The sequence below is a fragment of the Clostridium sp. FS41 genome (genome assembly GCF_000954015.1).
Taxonomy (GTDB): Bacteria; Bacillota; Clostridia; order Lachnospirales; family Lachnospiraceae; genus Enterocloster; species Enterocloster citroniae.
The window spans coordinates 235,007-252,594 of the sequence record NZ_JYHN01000056.1 but is presented as its reverse complement, the minus strand read 5'-3'; the positions used below and the strand labels follow the sequence as shown (position 1 = coordinate 252,594).

Genomic DNA, 17,588 nt, shown 5'->3' with positions numbered 1-17,588 from the left:
AAGATGCAGTACCATTCATTTTTAATTAAGTACGCGGAGATCGGAACCAAGGGAAAGAACCGCTATATGTTTGAGGACGCGCTGGTAAAACAGATCCGCTATGCCCTGCGCGATGTGGACGGCCGGTTCGAGGTGTCAAAGGAGTCAGGCCGTATTTACGTAAAAGCAGAAGGGGAATATGATTATGATGACACCGTGGAAGCCCTGAAACGGGTATTCGGTATTGCGGATATCTGCCCCATGGTCCAGATTGATGACAAGGATTATGAGAACCTGAAGCAGCATGTGAGGGATTACATGGACCAGGTCTATCCTGATAAGAACATTACATTTAAGGTGGATGCCAGAAGAGGGGACAAGCAGTATCCGGTGACCTCGGACCAGATCAACAGGGATCTGGGAGAGGTGATCCTGGAGGCATTTCCCCAGATGAAGGTGGATGTACACCATCCGGATGTGCTTCTCCATGTGGAGGTGCGCCAGAAGATCAACCTGTTCTCTGTAAAGATTCCCGGACCGGGCGGTATGCCGGTGGGAACCAACGGAAAGGCCATGCTCTTACTGTCAGGCGGTATTGACAGTCCGGTGGCCGGTTATATGATCGCCAAGCGCGGCGTGAAGATCGATGCGGTGTATTTCCACGCTCCGCCTTATACCAGCGACAGGGCTAAGCAGAAGGTGGTGGATCTGGCCAACCTGGTTGCCCGCTATGCAGGCCCCATCATGCTCCATGTGGTGAACTTTACCGACATCCAGCTTTATATCTATGACAAATGCCCCCATGAGGAGCTGACCATTATCATGCGCAGGTACATGATGCGCATTGCCCAGACCATTGCGGAACAAAATGGCGCCATTGCCCTGATCACAGGGGAGAGCATCGGCCAGGTGGCCTCCCAGACAGTACAGTCCCTGGCAGCCACCAATGAGGTGTGCACCATGCCGGTATTCCGCCCCGTGATCGGATTTGACAAGCAGGAGATCGTGGATGTGTCTGAAAAGATCGGGACCTTTGAGACATCCATACAGCCGTTTGAGGACTGCTGCACCATTTTTGTGGCAAAGCATCCTGTAACAAAACCCAATATCAATGTGATCCACAGTTCAGAGCGCAAGCTGGAGGAGAAGATTGAACAGATGGTGGAAACCGCCCTTGAAACAACGGAGAAGATCCTCTGCGAAGGATAACCTCAGTGAAGGATGATCTCAGTGAAGGATGATCTCAGTGAACAAGGAATCATTCAGAAACACAAAAAAGAGTCTGCCATGGCAGACTCTTGATTCATTCAGGATCAATATCAATATAACAGCGTGGTTCATGTCCACGCTTTAGATGTAATCCGCAGATCAGTCAATGATGTATGGAGCCAGGATACCCAGAATAGTATCAACATCGCTCTCAGCATGGATATTAAGGTCAATAGGCTTGGACAGATCCAGGCTGAAGATGCCCATAATGGACTTTGCGTCAATAACATATCTGCCGGAAACCAGATCAAAATCAACATCAAACTTGGATAAATCATTTACAAATGACTTAACCTTGTCAATGGAATTTAACGAAATGCGAACTGTTTTCATACGAAGAACCCTCCTTGTGGTGTGTGTTGGATTGCAGTAAACTGCTTTGCTTTAATACTACAGACCGGAGGGGTAAAAGTCAATAGTGAGATTGCATGAAAAATTTAGTAACAAACTGGTAATTTGGTTACAGTTCAGCTATGGGTAAAAAACGGAACTCACAGCCGGATTTAAAAGGAGGTTTTAACATGCCGAAAGCAGCCCTTCATAACCTGGGATGCAAAGTAAATGCTTATGAGGCGGAGGCCATGCAGCAGCAGCTGGAGGAGCACGGATATGAGATCGTGCCCTTTGACCAGAAGGCCGATGTCTATATCATCAATACATGTTCCGTTACAAATGTAGCGGATAAAAAATCACGACAGATGCTTCACCGGGCTAAACGGATGAACCCGGATTCCGTGGTGGTGGCAGCCGGATGCTATGTCCAGGTGGCGGCCGACATCCTGGAAAAGGACGGGTGTGTGGACGTGATCATAGGAAATAATCAAAAGGCGCAGCTGGCCCGGATCCTGGACGGATACCTGGAAGGGCGGGAGGATTCCAAAGCCCATGTCCTGGATATCGACCATACCAATGAGTATGAGTCCATGCGGGTGAGCAGGATCTCCGGCCACAGCAGGGCGTTTATCAAGGTGCAGGACGGATGCAACCAGTTTTGCAGCTACTGTATCATTCCCTATGCCAGAGGCAGGGTGAGAAGCCGGAATCCGGAGGATGTAGTGGAGGAAGTGAAGGGACTGGTGGCCCAGGGCTATAAGGAAGTGGTGCTCACAGGGATCCATCTCAGTTCCTACGGCATCGAACACCTGTCGGACGGCCCGGTACAGGGAGGAGATTGGGACCACACAGCCCTTTTGGACCTGATCCTAAGGATCCATGAGATCCCCGGCCTGGAGCGGATCCGGCTGGGTTCCCTGGAGCCAAGGATCATCACTGTGGAATTTGCCGGAATACTGGCCGGGCTTTCCAAGTTTTGCCCCCATTTCCATCTGTCCCTGCAGAGCGGCTGCAGCGAGACGCTGAAACGGATGAACCGTCATTATACCGCCCAGGATTACATGGAGCGGTGCAATATCCTGAGAAGCTGTTTTGACCATCCTGCCATTACAACGGATGTGATCGTGGGATTTCCGGGAGAAACGCAGGAGGAATTTACAGCCACCAGGGAGTTCCTGGAGCAGGTGCATTTTTTTGAAATGCATGTATTTAAATACTCCAGACGCGGAGGCACCAGGGCCGCGGACATGCCGGATCAGGTCCCGGAGCCTGTTAAGGCGGCCCGCAGCGATGTGCTCCTTGATCTGGAGGCAGCCATGTCAAAGGAGTACAGGGAATGGTTTATAGGCGGGCAGGTATCCGTGCTTTTTGAGGAAATGGTGGAGGTGGAAGGGAACATGTATATGGTGGGACACACACCTCAGTATGTAAAAGCCGCCCTTGCGGTGAACGGGCCGGAAGGGGACGGGCTTCAAGGGACGATCCATACCCTGAAGGCAGTGGGGCTTTTGGGAAATGACCTGCTGCAGGTTGCATTTCCATAAAAGGAATATTCTAGAAAATTGGCGCATATTCCCGGGTTGACGGAAAAATTGTGTGCAATTTTACAAATATATGACAATAATTAGAAAAAATTAAGAAAATTATCTATTGCCGAATATGAAAATATAATGTAGAATAGAGAAGAATACTTAAAGGACGTGATGACATGGGCAATATAAGAGAAACTCAATATTTTCAGGCTGTTCAGGACAAGAAGATGGAAGTTAGTGATGTGCTGGAGCAGGTGTATATTGCCTTGACCGAGAAAGGATATAACCCTGTGAATCAGATCGTGGGTTATATCATGTCTGGGGACCCGACTTATATTACCAGCCATAAGGGCGCCAGAAGTCTTATTATGAAAGTGGAACGGGATGAGATTCTGGAAGAACTGATGGCTGTCTATATTGATGCCCGTTTGCGGTAAGCTGGAGTTTTCCATTGCATTTGCTGCTGGCAGGTCGGGGTGCGGATACCCTGTGAATTTTATGTTCCGGAGCAGGACTCCGGGAATTTGGCCGCGGATAGCGTATCAGTACCCTGTCCGGCCAGGGACCATAGTGCGACAGTGATTGCGCCACAGCGAGGAATGAGAAGGCCCGGGAACGGGCCTTCATGACAATGTACGGTTATTATAAGTAATATAAGATACGAATGGGATGCATCAGTTGGTGGATAACCAGCTGGTTTTGTTGTGCTTAGAGCATTATTTTTACATGCCCTGCTCCTTTGCGGACAGGCATGGTGATGCCGGTGATCCCGGATTTGAACGGAGGATTTTAATATGAGAATTATGGGTCTGGATTTTGGCTCAAAAACAGTTGGGGTTGCAGTGTGCGATCCTTTAGGTATTACTGCGCAGACAGTGGAGACCATCACGCGAAAAGATGAGAACAAGCTGCGCCAGACCCTTGCAAGAATAGAGGCATTAATTGGCCAGTATGAGATTGAACGGATCGTTCTTGGATATCCTAAGAATATGAACAATACGCTGGGCGAACGGGCTGTGAAGACAGAAGCGTTTAAAGAAGCCCTGGAACGCAGAACCGGACTGCCTGTTGTTTTGTGGGACGAGCGTCTCACCACAGTGGCGGCAGAACGGGTTTTGATTGAGAGCGGCGTGCGCAGGGAACACAGGAAAGAAAGTGTGGATCAGATTGCGGCAGCCATGATACTGCAGGGATATCTGGACAGTTTGTTAAGTGGTTTGGGAGATAGGAATGAAAGATAAGACAAGAGATAACCAGTCCGTGGAGGACATGATCACAATGGTAACGGATTCAGGCGAGTCCGTGGATTTTTATGTATTAGAAGAGACAAGAATCAATGCAGTTAACTATCTGCTTGTAACAGATGCGCCGGAAGATCAGGACGGAGAGTGCTACATTCTAAAGGATGTTTCCGGGCAGGAGGACGCAGATGCCGTGTATGAGTTTGTGGAAGATGACCGCGAACTGGACGGCCTCATGGGTGTGTTTGAAGAACTGTTAAGCGATGCAGATGTGGAGCTTGAGAAATAGAGATTGGAGGAATCAATTTGAATTTAGAAGAAAAAGAGAATATGGCAGAGGTGGGCGCACAGACGGCAAATGTACAGGAGGCAAACGTACAGGAAGCCAATGTACAGACAGCCGGCGCGCAGGCGGCTGTAACGGAGACCCGTGCAGCGGACATGCAGACGGCCAACGTGCAGACAGAAGCATTGGCTGCAGCGCCGGAGCAGGCGGCTAAGAAGCCTCAGAACAGGAGGCCGGCACAGAGAAAGACCGCTTCCAAGGAGCCGGGAAGCCAGACCGCAGAAGCATCCAGGAAGAAATCATCCGGTACCGGTAAGAGCCAGGGGCAGAATGCCGGACGCGGGGAGCAGAAGAACACCCAGACCACAAAGGCGGCACCGGCCAGACAGACGGCTCAGAACAAACAGAGCAAACCGGCCGGGCAGGGCAGACAGGCGTCTCAGTCCAAGCAGGCGTCCCAGTCCAAAACGGTGTCCCAGCCCAAGCAGGGAGCCCAGTCCAAATCGGCATCCCAGCAGAAACAGCAGCAGTCACAGCCCAAGGCAGCATCTGCCTCAAAGGACCTGAAGGTGCTGGCTCCTGCAAAGCATTCTTCCAAGGAAGGAAAAAAGGACGGCAAGGGAAAACTGAAGATCATTCCTCTGGGCGGTTTGGAGCAGATCGGAATGAATATCACTGCCTTTGAATATGAGGACAGTATCATCATCGTGGACTGCGGACTTGCGTTTCCGGGGGACGATATGCTGGGCATTGACCTGGTGATACCGGATGTTTCATATCTGAAGCAGAACATCGACAAGGTAAAGGGATTCGTGATCACCCATGGACACGAGGACCATATCGGTGCGCTTCCATATATCCTGCAGCAGATCAACGTGCCTGTGTACGGCACCAGGCTGACCATAGCGCTGATTGAGCATAAGCTGGAGGAACACCGCCTGATGAAAAACACAAAACGCAAGGTGGTAAAGCATGGACAGTCCGTGAACCTGGGATGTTTCAGGGTGGAGTTTATAAAGACCAACCACAGTATCCAGGACGCCTCCGCGCTGGCTATCTTCTCACCGGTGGGTATTGTACTCCACACGGGCGACTTTAAGATCGACTACACGCCGGTGTTCGGTGATCCCATTGACCTGCAGCGCTTTGCGGAACTGGGAAAAAAAGGTGTGCTGGCTCTGCTTGCGGACAGTACCAATGCCACAAGACCCGGATTTACCATGTCCGAGCGGACCGTTGGCAAGACCTTTGACACCATATTTTCAGAACACAAGAACCAGCGCATTATCGTTGCCACCTTTGCGTCCAATGTGGACCGCGTGCAGCAGGTGGTGAATACGGCATACAAGTATGGGCGCAAGGTGGTTGTGGAGGGCCGGAGTATGGTGACGGTGATGGAGATCGCCAGCCAGCTGGGCTATATCAATGTGCCGGAGGGAACGCTGATCGATATTGAGCATCTGCGCAACTATCCGCCTGAATCCACGGTGCTGATCACCACGGGAAGCCAGGGAGAATCCATGGCAGCCCTTTCACGTATGGCGTCAGGTATCCACAAAAAGGTTTCCATCACCCCGCGTGATGTGGTGGTTTTAAGTTCCACACCCATACCGGGCAATGAAAAGGCAGTGTCCAATGTGGTCAATGAGCTGTCCATGAAGGGCGCTCAGATCATCAACCAGGATACCCATGTTTCCGGACATGCCTGCCAGGAAGATTTAAAACTTATCTACTCACTGATCCATCCTAAATTTGCCATTCCGGTCCACGGTGAATACCGTCATCGCATTGCACAGAAGGAACTGGCCGAGTTCATGGGCGTTGCAAAGGAAAACGCCGTGCTGGTCAACTCCGGCGATGTGGTGGCACTGGACGGAAACACCTGTGAGGTGATCGACCATGTGACCTGCGGAGGCATCCTGGTGGATGGCCTTGGAGTGGGTGATGTTGGCAATATTGTATTGCGGGATAGACAAAACCTGGCTCAGAATGGTATTATTGTAGTGGTACTCACATTGGAGAAGCACAGCAACCAGCTTCTTGCAGGGCCGGACATTGTGTCCAGGGGCTTTGTGTATGTACGGGAATCAGAGGATCTGCTGGAGGAGGCGCACACGGTTGTGGCCGATGCGGTGGAGGACTGTCTGGACCGTCACGTGAATGACTGGGGAAAGATAAAGAACATTATCAAAGACAGCTTAAGTGACTTTTTGTGGAAACGTATGAAGCGCAATCCGGTGATCCTGCCGATCATTATGGAAGTGTAGCCCCTCATGGGGCTGCCGTCCGGCGGGCAGCAGGATTTGCACTGCGGCGGTCTGGGCGTCAGCACTGTCCGCGGCAGTGACAGAGGAATGGATTATGAGTAATAGAACAAGGGAAATCAACAAAATCACAACCACCATTATCAGCATATCGGTAAAGCTCATTGTATATGCCCTGATCATATTGCTTCTCTACGAGGCAGTGGCCAGAGGATATGCCTTTGGGCATGAGATATTTTTTGCTGAGGCGGTGGAGGATGCACCGGGCACGGATGTGGTGGTACAGATCAGCGAGGACGAGACCGTGTCTCAAGCCGCGGAGTATCTGGCCCATAAAGGCCTTATCAAAAGTGAATTTGCATTTATTTTCCAGAGTAAATTTTACGATTACGACACGGTTTACCCTGGTACCTATACACTGAATACATCCATGACATCCAAGGAGATCCTTCAGCTGCTCAATGAAAAGCCGGAGACAGAGGATGTGTCACCTGCCCAGTCTGGCAATGCCAAGGCAAAGACGGCTGCCCAGACAACGCCGGCGGCAGCGGGAGAATCCGATGCCCCTTCGGGAAGAAGCATACCGGAGGGAACGGAAGGATCGTCTCAGGGAGGAACAGCTGCGGCTTCAGCCGGACAGGGCGATACCGCCCAGAGCAGCGGAGCTTTGGACGGAGCAGCGGCCCAGGGCGGCGAGACAGCCCCGGACGGGAATGCAGAAGGCCGTGCCATGAGTCTTGGGGAGGAAGCCCGGGACAGCATGGCTAACCAGGAATCCTATGAAGGTGAAGACCAGGAGATGGAAGGCGGATGGATTGAGGATGCTGCTGAGGAATAGACCACATGATTGTTAATGACAGGATAACAGATTACCTGCACTCCCTGGAATCCAGCCAGGGAGTGTTGTTGGATACCATAGAAAAGGCGGCGCTGGATGGCCGTGTCCCCATTATCAGAAGGGAGACCGCGTCCCTGCTACGGACTCTGGTGGCGGCACTGAAGCCGTCACAGATTCTGGAGATCGGTACAGCGGTTGGGTATTCGGCCCTGCTGATGTGCCAGACCATGCCCCGGGCATGCCATATCACTACCATTGAGAAATATGAGAAGCGGATCCCTGTGGCCAGGGAAAATTTTAAAAAGGCCGGCGAGGAAAGCCGGATCACCCTGTTGGAGGGAGATGCGGACCAGCTCCTTGGCCAGCTGGAAGAAGGCCGGTTTGACCTGGTGTTCATGGATGCGGCCAAGGGCCAGTATCTGCACTGGCTGCCCCTTCTGCTGAAGCTGATGCCGCCGGGGGGAGTCCTTATTTCGGATAATGTGCTCCAGGACGGCGATATCGTGGAGTCACGGTTTGCGGTGCAGCGCAGGAACAGGACCATCCACAGCAGGATGCGGGAATACCTCCACACATTAAAGCATATGGAGGAGTTTGAGACAGCCGTTATTCCCATTGGAGATGGAGTCACCATCAGTACAAGGATAAAATAACGGGCGCTGGCGCCAATCCGTCAAGGCGGATTGAAACACACTCTAAGGAGAGGTGAAGATGAGAGAGACAGAATTGCTGATTCCGGCAGGAAGCCTGGATGTGCTGAAAACAGCGGTTATTTTCGGTGCGGATGCCGTATATATTGGAGGAGAGGCCTTCGGCCTTCGGGCCAAGGCCCATAATTTTTCCAGAAACGATATGAAGGAAGGAATTGCCTTTGCCCATGCGCGCGGGGTCAAAGTCTACGTGACGGCTAATATTCTGGCCCACAACGGGGACCTGCCGGGGGTGGAGGCTTATTTTGAAGAATTAAAGGAAATAGGCCCGGATGCCCTGATCATTTCAGATCCGGGTGTATTTGCCGTTGCGAAAAAGGTGCTGCCCGGCATGGAGATCCATATCAGCACCCAGGCCAACAATACCAACTACGGCACTTATCTGTTCTGGCACAAGCTGGGCGCCAGGCGGGTGGTGACTGCCAGGGAACTGTCCCTGGACGAGATCCGGGAGATCCGGGAGCATATTCCCGAGGATATGGAGATCGAGAGCTTTATCCATGGGGCTATGTGCATTTCCTATTCAGGGCGCTGCCTGCTGAGCAACTTCTTTGTGGGCAGGGACGCCAACCAGGGCGCCTGCACCCATCCCTGCCGGTGGAAATATTCCATTGTGGAGGAAACCAGGCCCGGCGAATATATGCCGGTCTATGAAAATGAGCGTGGTACGTACATTTTTAATTCCAAGGATCTGTGCATGATCGGCCATATCCCGGAGATGATGGATGCGGGAATTGACAGCTTTAAGATAGAGGGCAGGATGAAGACGGCCCTGTATGTGGCAACCGTGGCCAGAACCTACAGGAAGGCAATTGATGATTATAAAAAGGATCCCCAGCTGTACAGGGATCACATGGAGTGGTACAGGCAGGAGATCGGAAAATGCACCTACAGGGAGTTTACCACGGGATTTTACTTTGGCAAGCCCACTGAGGATGCCCAGATTTATGACAATAATACCTATGTGAAGAATTATGCATATCTGGGAACCGTTCTGGAAGTGGACGGCCGGGGACGGTGCCTGATCCAGCAGAAGAATAAATTTTGTGTAGGCGATACCATAGAAGTGATGAAGCCGGACGGCCGCAACCTGGAGTTGACCGTAGCCGGCATGGAGGATGAAGAGGGCAATGCCCAGGACAGCGCGCCACATCCGAAACAGGTCCTCTGGATCGACCTGGGGATGGATGCTGATCTGGAGGTCTACGACATTTTACGCAAAAAAGAGGAAAGCGCTTAGTTTTGCAGACAGGAGGTGCCTGCGGATGATAGATGGAATACTCATTGGGCTTGCGGTTTTGTGTGCTGCCTATTTTGTGGTGATCGTGGTATATGCGGGCATCGGCACTTCCTTTGCCTTCATATGGCTGTTCTTTGCGGCCCTGCTTCTGTTCCTGGTATACGGGAAATGGTATTACGCCAGGAACCTGGACCGGATCCCCGGATGGGTGCCGGTTTCCGTGGTCACCACATGCGTGGCAGGGGTTGCGGTACTGGCAATGCTGTGTGTGCTTGTGTTTTTGGGCGCAGCCACCTCTGCCAAGAGCAACCTGGACTACGTGATCGTGCTGGGGGCCAGGGTAAAGGAGCGCACGGTCAGCAATTCCCTGCGAAAGCGCCTGGATAAGGCCATGGAATACGCGGAGGACAATCCGGATACGATCCTGGTGCTGTCAGGAGGCAAAGGGCCCGGGGAGAGCACCAGCGAGGCGGAGGTTATGTACCAGTACCTGGTGTACAACGGCGTCAGGCCGGAACAGCTGCTGATCGAGGACCGTTCCGAGAGTACGGTGGAGAATATTGCGTACAGCAAGGTGGTTATAGAGCAGCACAGGAAAAAGAACCAGAAGGTGCTGGTGCCCCTTCGGCAGAAAACCACATCCGTGCCCTATGCAGTGGCGCCGGACCGGCCGTTGGAGATTGGGGTACTTACTAGTAATTTCCATATCTACCGGGCCAGGATGACTGCTGAAAAATGGGGATTTGACAATGTATACGGTATTTCCGCGGATTCGGACCCGGTGCTGTTCATCCACCTGTGTGTGAGGGAGTGCGCTTCCATTGTCAAGGACCGGCTGATGGGAAATATGTGATCCATTGCCACGGGATTGAGACTCCCGCCTCTTATGGCGGCGAGTCATAATAAATGGTATAAGTCGAAGCAACCATGGCAGACTATAAGGTGAGACAGATTGAATCTATAGAATGGAGAGAGTGAATCTATGGCAGATGAAAGGAAGCTGGAAGCGGTTAAGGCGCTGGATGCCTACCGTGTGGTGGAAGAAAAGTTTGTGGAGGAAACAGATTCCGGGGCAATGGTCCTGGAACATGAGAAAAGCGGCGCAAAGCTGTTTTTGCTTTCAAATGAGGATGATAACAAAGTATTCTGCATTGGATTCCGCACGCCGCCTGAGGACAGCACCGGTCTTCCCCATATTCTGGAACACAGTGTACTGGAGGGATCTGAGAAGTTTCCGGTAAAGGACCCGTTTGTGGAGCTGGTCAAGGGATCGCTGAACACATTTTTAAATGCCATGACCTATCCGGATAAAACCGTATATCCGGTGGCCAGCTGCAATGAAAAGGATTTCCAGAACCTGATGGATGTGTATCTGGACGGTGTACTCCACCCGGCCATCTACAGGGAACCTAAGATCTTCCTGCAGGAGGGCTGGCACTATGAAATGCAGTCCCCTGAGGATGAGCTGACCATTAACGGGGTTGTGTACAATGAGATGAAGGGGGCATTTTCCTCACCGGAAAGCGTGCTGGACCGGTTTACAAGGAATGTTCTGTTCCCGGACAGTACCTATGCCCATGAATCTGGAGGGGATCCCTCCGTGATCCCGGATCTGACCTATGAGCAGTTCATTGAATTCCATAAAAACTATTATCATCCGGCCAACAGCTACATCTATCTGTACGGCGATATGGATATGGCGGAAAAGCTTGAGTGGCTGGACCGGGAATATCTCAGCGGCTATGACAGGAAGGACTGCCATGCGGACTCCTCCATTCCCCTGCAAAAGGCATTTGAAGGCCCGGTGGAAAGGGAAATCACCTATTCCGTCACAGAGGAGGAGGGAACTGCCGACAGGACCTACCTTTCCGTGAACACAGTGGTGGGAACCAGCCTGGATCCCGTGCTGTACATTGCATTTAATATTTTGGAATACACCCTGATCAATGTGCCGGGCGCTCCCTTAAAGCAGGCGCTGATCGATGCGGGAATCGGGCAGGATATCCTGGGAGGATATGACAGCGGCATCCTCCAGCCTTATTTTACCGTGATTGCAAAAAATGCAAACAGGGAACAGAAGGGTGAATTCCTTTCCGTTGTAAAGGGAACCCTGCGCAAACTGGCCGACCAGGGGATTGACAGAAAGAGCCTGAAGGCAGGGTTGAACTATTATGAGTTCCGGTCCAGAGAAGCGGATTACGGCTCCGCGCCCAAGGGGCTGATGTATGGCCTGGGTGCAATGGACAGCTGGCTGTACGGCGGGGATCCGCTGGTGCATCTGGAATACCAGAAAACCTTTGAATTTTTAAATAAAGCAGTGGATGAGGGGTATTTTGAGCAGCTGATCCGCACCTATCTGCTGGATAATCCCCACGAGGCAGTGGTCATTGTGAGCCCCAGGGTGAACCAGACCGCCCAGGAGGACAGGAAGCTGGCGGAGCGTCTGGCAGCGTACAAAGCCTCTCTGGGCAGTGAGGAGATCGCTAGGCTTGTGGCTCAGACAAAGGCGTTAAAGGATTACCAGGAGGAGACCTCGTCCCAGGAAGATCTGGAAAAGATCCCCATGCTTCAGAGGGAAGACATTGACAGGAAAAGCGCGGACCTTTCCTACCAGCTTAAGATGGAGGACGGCGTAAGGGTGGTCCACAGCAGCATGTTTACGTCAGGTATAGGATATCTGAAGGTGCTGTTTAACACAGACAGGGTTCCGGTGGATGACCTTCCCTATGTGGGGCTTCTTAAATCCGTGCTGGGCTATGTGGATACTGAGAATTACACTTACAGCGACCTGTCCAGTGAAATCTATCTGGGCAGCGGAGGCATTAATTTTGCCGTGAGTTCTTATCCGGATGTGACCAGACCGGGAGAATTTACAGGTGCGTTTGTGGCAGGCGCCAAGGTATTCTATGATAAGCTGGGATTTGCTTTCTCCATGCTGACCGAGATGCTGACCCGGTCCAGGCTGGAGGATGAAAAGCGTCTGGGAGAGATCCTGGATGAGACCCGTTCCAGGGCCAGGATGAAGATGGAGGATTCCTCCCACGGTGCTGCGGTTGGAAGGGCTTCTTCCTATTACAGCGCATCCGCGGCATTTAACGATATCATAGGCGGAATTGGATATTATCAGTTTTTGGAGTATGTAAGCCGCAGATACAGCGAGGAGCCGGAATACAGGCAGGCGCTGATCGGAAAGCTTAAGGATACGGTGAGACTGCTGTTTACTTCCGACAATATACTTGTGTCATATACGGCTGACGAGGAAGGGTATGGTCATCTGCCTGTGGAGCTCAAGACCTTTAAGGCCAGCCTGCCGGCAGGAAGGGGCAAGCAGTACAGGTTCACCTTTGAAAAGGGGAACAGGAATGAAGGTTACAAAACAGCGTCCCAGGTGAACTATGTGGCCAGATGCGGTTCTTTTGCAGGTAAAAAGGCGGATGGAAAGGAACTTGTGTACACAGGTGCCCTGAGAGTGCTGAAGGTTATCCTGAACTACGAATACCTGTGGATGAACCTGCGTGTAAAAGGCGGTGCGTATGGCTGTATGAGCGGCTTTGGAAGATCCGGGGATGGCTATCTGGTATCTTACAGGGATCCCAATATTGCCAACACAAACCAGATCTATGAGGGAATTCCTGAATATCTGGAGGGATTTTCCATCGATGAGCGGGATATGACTAAATATGTAATTGGAACCATCAGCGATGTGGATACACCGCTGACACCATCCCTTAAGGGAAACAGGAACCTGTCAGCCTACCTTTCCGGCGTGACCATGGATATGATACAGCAGGAAAGGGATGAGATACTGAACGTGACCCAGGAGGATATCAGGAATCTGGCAGATATTGTCCGGGCAGTCCTCAATACAGGCGCCCTGTGTGTGATCGGAAATGACGAGCAGATTAAGGCGGACCGGGATATGTTTGGGGAGATTAAGAACCTGTACCATTGATAAGGAGAGATAAATGGAAGAAAATACACAGAAGAAATCCGGCTTTGTAGCCCTGGTAGGACGGCCGAATGTGGGAAAATCCACCTTGATGAACCATCTCATTGGCCAGAAGATCGCCATTACGTCTGATAAGCCCCAGACCACCAGGAACAGGATACAGACGGTTTATACGGATGAGCGGGGACAGATCATTTTCCTGGATACCCCCGGAATCCATAAAGCAAAGAATAAACTGGGTGAATATATGGTCAATGTGGCGGAGCACACCCTGAAGGACGTGGACGTGGTCCTGTGGCTGGTGGAGCCCACCACCTTTATCGGTGCGGGGGAACGCCATATAGCCGAGCAGCTGAACAAGACCAGAACGCCTGTGATCCTGGTCATCAACAAGATCGATACGGTAAAGCAGCAGGACGAGATCCTTACCTTTATGGCGGCTTACAAGGACGTGTGCCGGTTTGCGGAGATCGTGCCCCTGTCCGCGCTGAAGGATAAGAACACGGACCTGCTTACTGAACTGATCTTCAAATATCTTCCCTATGGTCCCCAGTTCTATGATGAGGATACGGTGACCGACCAGCCCATGCGCCAGATCGCTTCTGAGCTGATCCGGGAAAAAGCGCTGCGCCTGCTGAGCGATGAGATCCCTCACGGCATTGCGGTGACCATTGAGAAGATGAAGGAACGCCCCAACGGCATCATTGACATTGATGCCAGCATTGTGTGTGAAAGGGATTCCCACAAGGGGATCATCATTGGCAAAGGCGGAAGCATGTTAAAGCGCATTGGAACCGAGGCCAGGAAGGACATCGAGCATATGATGGATACGCAGGTCAACCTGCAGCTGTGGGTCAAGGTAAGGAAAGAATGGCGTGACAGCGATCTGTATATGAAGAACTATGGCTATGACGGCAAAGATGTGTAATGATATGTTGTATTTACAACGAATGTATGGGAGATACCACGTATAATAAGGGTTAGATGGAAGTAAGGTCTGATGGTACTGCAGGAGGGAGGGATACTGAAATGAGAGAAACAGTGACACTGACTGGAATGGTTCTCATATCAGCCCCTTCCGGGGATTATGACAGGAGACTGGTATTGCTGACAAGGGAGCGGGGGCGGATCACCGCCTTTTCCCATGGCGCCAGGAAGCCTGGTAATGCCCTGATGGCTGCCAGCAGGCCTTTTTCCTTTGGCACCTTTTCCATGTATGAAGGGAGATCGGCCTATAACCTGCAGTCGGCACAGATCACCAACTATTTTGATGAACTGTCCATGGATATGGAGTGCACCTGCTACGGCTCCTATTTTCTGGAAATGGCAGATTATTTTTCCCAGGAAAATATGGATGGGACGGAAATGCTCAAACTGCTGTACCAGTCCCTGAGGGCCCTCTTAAAACCAGCCATACCCAACCGCCTGGTGAGGCGGATCTTTGAACTGAAAACCATGGTCATCAATGGAGAGTATACGGAAACGCCTCCCTCCCCTGTTTCGGAATCCTGCAATTATGCATGGGAGTATGTGGTCTGCTCCCCGGCGGAGGCCCTGTATAAATTCGTCTTAAAGGAAGATGTGATGAGGGAATTTGATGGGGCGGTGGACAAAAGCAGAAGATATTATGTGCATCATGAGTTTAAGTCCCTGGAGATTTTAGATATGCTCACAACATAAAATCCATGTTAAGGCTTGAAATTATAGGATGTTAAGGATATAATATCCGGGTAGGATCGGCTCCCCTGGATGTATTTGGGAAATGTCCCGGCAAAAGGGACGAAAGGTACAAATCCATGGAACAGTCCTTAAGATGTTTGATCACGAAAGGAACGGGTATGAAAAAAATCGGATACAGGTTGCTGACTCTTGTGACCGCGGCAGTCCTTATGACCGGCTGTGCCGGACTGGGCTCATCGGGCGGGGCAAAACCCACGGAGAACAGCGTTATGATAGAAAAGGACGGCAGCGTCCGGTGGCAGTCTGTGGAAACCTATGAGGCAGGCGATTACACCGAGGAGGAAATGACCGCATTCCTGGAGCAGCGGATCAGTGATTACAACAGCTCCCTGGGAAAGGCGGCATCGTCCAGAAATTCAGAGGGGGAACAAAAGCTTCCCGTGGCATTGGTGTCAGTCAGCCTGGAGAGCGGAAAAGCCTATTCCGTGACGGAATATGATGCAGCAAACCGCCTGGTGGAGTTTGCACAGGAGATCGGTGATTACAATGTGACCTTCAGCGCCCTGGAGTCAGGAAGGGCCGCGGTGATGGGCCAGCAGATGGAGGGAGTCTCCTTTCTGGATGAAAAGGGCAAGGCGGCGGATTCCGCCGCGGTTCTGTCTGACGGGCAGAGAATCGTGGTAAAAGCAGAGGGCCCGGGGATCATCAAGGCAGAGAAAAAGATTATGTATGTCAGCGAGGGCTGTGAGCTGAGGGATTCCAGCACGGTGAAGACACCGGAGGAAGGCACCAGCTTTATTGTTATTAATTAGTATTTAATTTAAAGAAGATAAAAGAGAGGATACGGATATGGAAAAGACAATGGAGAAGATCGTGGCGCTTGCAAAGAACAGGGGCTTTGTATATCCCGGTTCTGAGATTTACGGCGGCCTTGCCAATACCTGGGACTACGGTAACCTTGGTGTAGAGCTTAAGAACAATGTTAAAAAGGCCTGGTGGCAGAAATTTGTAATGGAGAGCCCCTACAATGTAGGCGTGGACTGCGCCATTTTGATGAATCCTCAGACCTGGGTTGCCAGCGGACATCTGGGCAGTTTCTCCGATCCCCTGATGGACTGTAAGAAATGTAAGGAACGGTTCCGCGCCGACAAGCTGATCGAGGACTTTAACGATGAGCACGGCATACAGATGGAGGGTTCCGTGGATGCATGGTCACAGGAGCAGATGAAGCAGTACATTGATGACAACAATATCTGCTGTCCAAGCTGCGGCGCCCATGACTTTACCGAGATCCGCCAGTTTAACCTGATGTTTAAGACATTCCAGGGCGTGACCGAGGATGCTAAGAGCACGGTTTACCTTCGTCCTGAGACGGCCCAGGGTATTTTTGTAAACTTTAAGAATGTTCAGAGAACCTCCAGGAAAAAGGTTCCCTTTGGTATTGCCCAGATCGGAAAGTCCTTCCGCAACGAGATCGCGCCGGGTAACTTTACCTTCCGTACAAGGGAGTTTGAACAGATGGAGCTGGAGTTCTTCTGCAAGCCCGATACGGACCTGGAATGGTTTGCTTATTGGAAGCAGTACTGCATCGACTGGCTGAAGGCCCTGGGCATCAAGGATGAGGAGATGCGTGCAAGGGATCATGAGAAGGAGGAGCTCTCCTTTTACAGCAAGGCGACCACTGACCTGGAGTTCCTGTTCCCATTTGGCTGGGGAGAGCTGTGGGGAATTGCGGACAGGACCGACTATGACCTGACACAACACCAGAATGTATCCGGACAGGATATGTCCTACTTTGATGATGAGAGCAAAGAAAAGTACATCCCATATGTGATCGAACCGTCCCTGGGCGCTGACCGTGTGACTTTGGCATTCCTGTGCGCAGCCTATGACGAGGAGGAGATTGGCGAGGGTGATGTGAGGACCGTGCTTCATTTCCATCCGGCCATTGCGCCTGTAAAGGTAGGGGTGCTGCCTCTTTCCAAAAAGCTGAACGAAGGGGCGGAGAAGGTATATGGCGAACTCTCCAAATACTTTAACTGTGAGTTTGACGACAGGGGCAATATCGGTAAGAGATACAGAAGACAGGATGAGATCGGCACCCCCTTCTGTGTGACCTATGATTTTGACTCCGAGGAAGACCATGCAGTGACAGTACGTGACAGGGATACCATGGAGCAGGTAAGAATCCCCATCCAGGGACTGAAGGATTACTTTGCTGATAAGTTTATGTTTTAAATAAAAATAGCCGGATAAAGGCCGCACAT

Annotated in this window: 16 protein-coding genes; 15 read left to right on the top strand and 1 reads right to left on the bottom strand. The window is 51.4% G+C overall.

All coding sequences use genetic code 11. The features are described from left to right. The first annotated feature begins 3 nt into the window (after positions 1–3). The gene (gene thiI / locus CLFS41_RS11615; RefSeq protein WP_007867592.1) at positions 4–1,188 is read left to right on the top strand and encodes a tRNA uracil 4-sulfurtransferase ThiI; all 1,185 of its coding nucleotides are present in this window, start codon (positions 4–6) and stop codon (positions 1,186–1,188) included. A gap of 159 nt (positions 1,189–1,347) precedes the next feature. Here the strand turns inward: thiI and CLFS41_RS11610 are convergent, their stop codons facing one another. Then, the gene (locus CLFS41_RS11610; protein WP_007867589.1) at positions 1,348–1,581 is read right to left on the bottom strand and encodes an HPr family phosphocarrier protein; all 234 of its coding nucleotides are present in this window, start codon (positions 1,579–1,581) and stop codon (positions 1,348–1,350) included. Between the two features lie 188 nt (positions 1,582–1,769). Between CLFS41_RS11610 and mtaB the strand changes: the two genes are divergently transcribed. From mtaB to CLFS41_RS11540, 14 genes are all read left to right on the top strand, one after another. Next, positions 1,770–3,125 carry a tRNA (N(6)-L-threonylcarbamoyladenosine(37)-C(2))-methylthiotransferase MtaB gene (mtaB, locus tag CLFS41_RS11605; protein ID WP_045092360.1) on the top strand — a complete coding sequence of 452 codons (1,356 nt, stop codon included), beginning with the start codon at positions 1,770–1,772 and terminating at the stop codon, positions 3,123–3,125. A gap of 164 nt (positions 3,126–3,289) precedes the next feature. Then, positions 3,290–3,550, top strand: coding sequence for an IreB family regulatory phosphoprotein (locus CLFS41_RS11600; RefSeq protein WP_007867583.1), 261 nt, complete (start codon positions 3,290–3,292; stop codon positions 3,548–3,550). A 357-nt stretch (positions 3,551–3,907) separates the two neighbouring features. Further along, entirely contained in the window at positions 3,908–4,354 is a 447-nt protein-coding gene (gene ruvX / locus CLFS41_RS11595; protein WP_007867581.1) for a Holliday junction resolvase RuvX, read from the top strand. Continuing rightward, the gene (locus CLFS41_RS11590; protein WP_007867576.1) at positions 4,344–4,643 is read left to right on the top strand and encodes a DUF1292 domain-containing protein; all 300 of its coding nucleotides are present in this window, start codon (positions 4,344–4,346) and stop codon (positions 4,641–4,643) included. The genes ruvX and CLFS41_RS11590 overlap by 11 nt, the downstream gene beginning before the upstream one ends. Before the next feature lie 560 nt (positions 4,644–5,203). Further along, positions 5,204–6,907 (top strand): ribonuclease J, encoded by a 1,704-nt coding sequence (locus CLFS41_RS11585; RefSeq protein WP_195415373.1) that lies wholly within the window; start codon positions 5,204–5,206, stop codon positions 6,905–6,907. A gap of 94 nt (positions 6,908–7,001) precedes the next feature. Next, entirely contained in the window at positions 7,002–7,742 is a 741-nt protein-coding gene (locus CLFS41_RS11580) for an endolytic transglycosylase MltG (RefSeq protein WP_045092359.1), read from the top strand. Positions 7,743–7,747: 5 nt separating this feature from the next. Further along, entirely contained in the window at positions 7,748–8,395 is a 648-nt protein-coding gene (locus CLFS41_RS11575; protein ID WP_045092358.1) for an O-methyltransferase, read from the top strand. A gap of 58 nt (positions 8,396–8,453) precedes the next feature. Further along, positions 8,454–9,692, top strand: coding sequence for a U32 family peptidase (locus CLFS41_RS11570; RefSeq protein ID WP_007867564.1), 1,239 nt, complete (start codon positions 8,454–8,456; stop codon positions 9,690–9,692). A gap of 25 nt (positions 9,693–9,717) precedes the next feature. Continuing rightward, positions 9,718–10,545, top strand: coding sequence for a YdcF family protein (locus tag CLFS41_RS11565; RefSeq protein WP_007867562.1), 828 nt, complete (start codon positions 9,718–9,720; stop codon positions 10,543–10,545). Between the two features lie 129 nt (positions 10,546–10,674). Continuing rightward, on the top strand, positions 10,675–13,644 hold the full coding sequence (locus CLFS41_RS11560; RefSeq protein ID WP_045092357.1) for an insulinase family protein: 2,970 nt from the start codon (positions 10,675–10,677) through the stop codon (positions 13,642–13,644). Positions 13,645–13,657: 13 nt separating this feature from the next. Further along, positions 13,658–14,569, top strand: coding sequence for a GTPase Era (era, locus tag CLFS41_RS11555; RefSeq protein ID WP_007867538.1), 912 nt, complete (start codon positions 13,658–13,660; stop codon positions 14,567–14,569). A gap of 101 nt (positions 14,570–14,670) precedes the next feature. Continuing rightward, the gene (gene recO, locus CLFS41_RS11550; RefSeq protein WP_045092356.1) at positions 14,671–15,321 is read left to right on the top strand and encodes a DNA repair protein RecO; all 651 of its coding nucleotides are present in this window, start codon (positions 14,671–14,673) and stop codon (positions 15,319–15,321) included. Between the two features lie 158 nt (positions 15,322–15,479). Beyond that, on the top strand, positions 15,480–16,133 hold the full coding sequence (locus CLFS41_RS11545; protein WP_007867531.1) for a hypothetical protein: 654 nt from the start codon (positions 15,480–15,482) through the stop codon (positions 16,131–16,133). A gap of 37 nt (positions 16,134–16,170) precedes the next feature. Continuing rightward, on the top strand, positions 16,171–17,559 hold the full coding sequence (locus tag CLFS41_RS11540; protein ID WP_007867527.1) for a glycine--tRNA ligase: 1,389 nt from the start codon (positions 16,171–16,173) through the stop codon (positions 17,557–17,559). The last annotated feature ends 29 nt before the right edge of the window (positions 17,560–17,588 follow it).

What these genes read in the sequence shown, in the direction of transcription:
- CLFS41_RS11560 (WP_045092357.1), top strand. Translation starts at nt 10,675, where the DNA reads ATGGCAGATGAAAGGAAGCTGGAAGCGGTTAAGGCGCTGGATGCCTAC.
- ruvX (WP_007867581.1), top strand. Translation starts at nt 3,908, where the DNA reads ATGAGAATTATGGGTCTGGATTTTGGCTCAAAAACAGTTGGGGTTGCA.
- mtaB (WP_045092360.1), top strand. Translation starts at nt 1,770, where the DNA reads ATGCCGAAAGCAGCCCTTCATAACCTGGGATGCAAAGTAAATGCTTAT.
- CLFS41_RS11610 (WP_007867589.1), bottom strand. Translation starts at nt 1,581, where the DNA reads ATGAAAACAGTTCGCATTTCGTTAAATTCCATTGACAAGGTTAAGTCA.
- CLFS41_RS11565 (WP_007867562.1), top strand. Translation starts at nt 9,718, where the DNA reads ATGATAGATGGAATACTCATTGGGCTTGCGGTTTTGTGTGCTGCCTAT.
- CLFS41_RS11590 (WP_007867576.1), top strand. Translation starts at nt 4,344, where the DNA reads ATGAAAGATAAGACAAGAGATAACCAGTCCGTGGAGGACATGATCACA.
- CLFS41_RS11570 (WP_007867564.1), top strand. Translation starts at nt 8,454, where the DNA reads ATGAGAGAGACAGAATTGCTGATTCCGGCAGGAAGCCTGGATGTGCTG.
- CLFS41_RS11600 (WP_007867583.1), top strand. Translation starts at nt 3,290, where the DNA reads ATGGGCAATATAAGAGAAACTCAATATTTTCAGGCTGTTCAGGACAAG.
- CLFS41_RS11575 (WP_045092358.1), top strand. Translation starts at nt 7,748, where the DNA reads ATGATTGTTAATGACAGGATAACAGATTACCTGCACTCCCTGGAATCC.
- era (WP_007867538.1), top strand. Translation starts at nt 13,658, where the DNA reads ATGGAAGAAAATACACAGAAGAAATCCGGCTTTGTAGCCCTGGTAGGA.
- thiI (WP_007867592.1), top strand. Translation starts at nt 4, where the DNA reads ATGCAGTACCATTCATTTTTAATTAAGTACGCGGAGATCGGAACCAAG.
- CLFS41_RS11540 (WP_007867527.1), top strand. Translation starts at nt 16,171, where the DNA reads ATGGAAAAGACAATGGAGAAGATCGTGGCGCTTGCAAAGAACAGGGGC.
- CLFS41_RS11580 (WP_045092359.1), top strand. Translation starts at nt 7,002, where the DNA reads ATGAGTAATAGAACAAGGGAAATCAACAAAATCACAACCACCATTATC.
- CLFS41_RS11545 (WP_007867531.1), top strand. Translation starts at nt 15,480, where the DNA reads ATGAAAAAAATCGGATACAGGTTGCTGACTCTTGTGACCGCGGCAGTC.
- recO (WP_045092356.1), top strand. Translation starts at nt 14,671, where the DNA reads ATGAGAGAAACAGTGACACTGACTGGAATGGTTCTCATATCAGCCCCT.